Raw genomic sequence first — 2,601 nt, 5'->3', positions numbered from 1 at the left:
GCGGAAATGGCGGCGACGGCTACTCCACGGCGTGCGGCAGTACGAATGGTGGTGTTGTTCATGGTGTGATGCTCCTGAAGGCCACCAGCGCTCGGTCCGTCCCCGGAGGTTATTGCGCCACTGCCCGCCCCTGACGATATAGAGGTCAATTTTCGGTGTCTGCCGGCCGGGCAGTTCTGGTGGAGGCAGCACCGGGCATTCATGTCGCCCGCTTGGCGGGCTTACGTTTCACGCTAGGACATCGCCGGTCCGTTATCAAACCGAGATGATTCCTGGTGGTCAGCTGGTGACGAGCAGTGGCAGCGCAGCCGCCAGGTAGGGCGCGGTGCGGCTGTGCCGGGAACGGGCGACGCTGGCGGCGGTTCCGGCGGCGACGATCCGGCCGCCTGCGTCCCCACCAGAGGGGCCCAGATCAATGACCCAGTCCGCCGCCGCCACAACGGCCATTTCGTGTTCCACCACCACGACGGTGTTGCCGCTGTCCACCAGGCCGTGGAGTTGGGCCATCAGGAGTTCGACGTCGGCGGGGTGGAGCCCGGTGGTGGGCTCGTCCAGGAGGTAGAGGGTATGTCCCCGCTGGGCACGCTGCAGTTCGGTGGCCAGCTTGATGCGCTGGGCCTCGCCGCCGGAAAGCTCCGTGGCTGGCTGGCCCAGCCGGAGGTAGCCCAGGCCCACGTCCCCGAGGCTCTTCAGGCTGCGGGCCGCGGCCGGGATGTCGGCCAGGAACGTAGTGGCCGCATCCACCGTCATGCGCAACACTTCCGCCACATTTCTGCCCCGGTACGTCACCTCCAAGGTCTCGGGGTTGTAGCGGGACCCGTCGCACTCAGGGCACGGCCCGTAGCTGCCCGGGAGGAAGAGCAGTTCAACCGCCACAAAGCCTTCGCCCTGGCAGGTTTCGCAACGGCCCCCTGCCACGTTGAAGGAGAACCGCCCGGCACCGAACCCGCGTGCCCTGGCCTGCTCCGTGGCCGCGAATTCCTTGCGCACCGCGTCGAACAGGCCAGTGTAGGTAGCGAGGTTGGAGCGGGGGGTTCGCCCGATGGGTTTCTGGTCCACCGTGACCAGCCTGTCGATCCGTTCCGCGCCGCTGACCGGTCCCACAGACAACGCCGTGGCCGGGGCCGCATCATCAGGTTCGGATAGCTGCGGAGCCTGGTGGTTCTTCAGCCCGGATCCCACCACTTCGCCGAGGACATGCGTCACCAGGGTGGACTTGCCGGAGCCGGAAACCCCCGTGACTGCGGTGAGGACGCCCAGCGGGAACCGCGCATCCAGGTCCTTGAGGTTGTGCCGGCTGATCCCCGCGAGTTCCAGCCAGCCGTCGGGCTCCCGGACCTGACCGGTGCGAGGCGCGGTGCCTGCACGAGGTGCCTCGCCGCCGTCGGAAGTCCTGCCGTCGGACGTCCCGCCGTCGGAAGTCCCGCCGTCGGACGTCCCGCCGTCGTCGAACAGGAAGGGCCGGGTGACCGACGCCTCGATGGCCGCGAGCCCGGCAACCGGCCCGCTGTAGAGGACCTCGCCGCCGCCTTCTCCGGCGCGCGGACCCACGTCCACCAGCCAGTCGGCCCGGCGGACCACGTCCATGTTGTGTTCCACCACAAACACCGAGTTGCCGGAGGCCTTGAGCTGGTCCAGGACCGCCAGGAGCGGTTCGGCGTCGGCCGGATGGAGGCCGGCGGACGGTTCGTCGAGCACATAGATCACGCCGAACAGTCCCGACCTGAGCTGGGTGGCGATCCGGAGCCGCTGCATCTCGCCGGGGGAGAGGGTGGGGGTGACGCGGCCCAGCGCCAGGTATCCGAGGCCCAGATCCAGGAGCACGGTGATGCGCTGCAGGAGGTCGGCGGTGATGGCCACTGCCACCTCGTTTTCCTCGCCGGAGGACTGCCGGCGCGACGCGGTTCCGGCTTCCTTGAGCCCGGCGGTGGGCCGGATGATTTCGGCGAGCTCCGCCATCGGTGTGGCGTTGAGGTCGGCGATGTTGCGGCCGCCGAAGGAGACCGCGAGTGCTTCGGGCCGGAGTCCGGTGCCGCCGCAGCGCGGACACGGGCCGGACTCCATAAACCCCAGGACGCGCTCGCGCATGGCGGCGCTCTGGGAGTCCGCCAGGGTGTGCAGGACGTAGCTTTTGGCGCTCCAGAAACGACCCTTGTACGGCTTGGCCACGCGGTCCCGCTCGGGCGTGACTTCCACAACGGGCTGTTCGTCCGTGAACAGGATCCAGTCGCGGTGCTTCCTGGGCAGCTTCCGCCAGGGCACGTCCACGTCGTAGCCGAGGTGGCTGAGGATGTCGCGGAGGTTCTTGCCCTGCCAGGCACCGGGCCACGCCGCGATGGCACCTTCCCGGATGGTCAACGCCGCGTCCGGCACAAGGGATTCCTCGCTGACGGTGTGCGCGACGCCCAGCCCATGGCATTCAGGGCAGGCACCGGCCGCCGTATTCGGCGAAAACGCGTCGGAGTCCAGCTGCTCGGCGCCCGGCGGGTAAGTGCCGGCCCTCGAAAACAGCATGCGGAGCGAATTGGAGAGCGTGGTCACCGTGCCCACGGTGGAGCGGCTGCTGGGCGCGCCGCGGCGCTGTTGAAGCGCGACGGCGGG

General features: G+C 69.0%; 1 protein-coding gene. It reads right to left on the bottom strand.

What is annotated here, in order from left to right:
* Nucleotides 1-279 precede the first annotated feature (279 nt).
* On the bottom strand, nt 280-2,601 hold a 2,322-nt coding region (locus V6M49_RS15585; protein ID WP_332761900.1), incomplete at its 5' end, for an excinuclease ABC subunit UvrA.

Source organism: Pseudarthrobacter sp. (assembly GCF_036675385.1).
In the GTDB taxonomy this organism is placed as follows: domain Bacteria; phylum Actinomycetota; class Actinomycetes; order Actinomycetales; family Micrococcaceae; genus Arthrobacter.
This window is presented reverse-complemented; position numbering and strand designations above follow the sequence as displayed.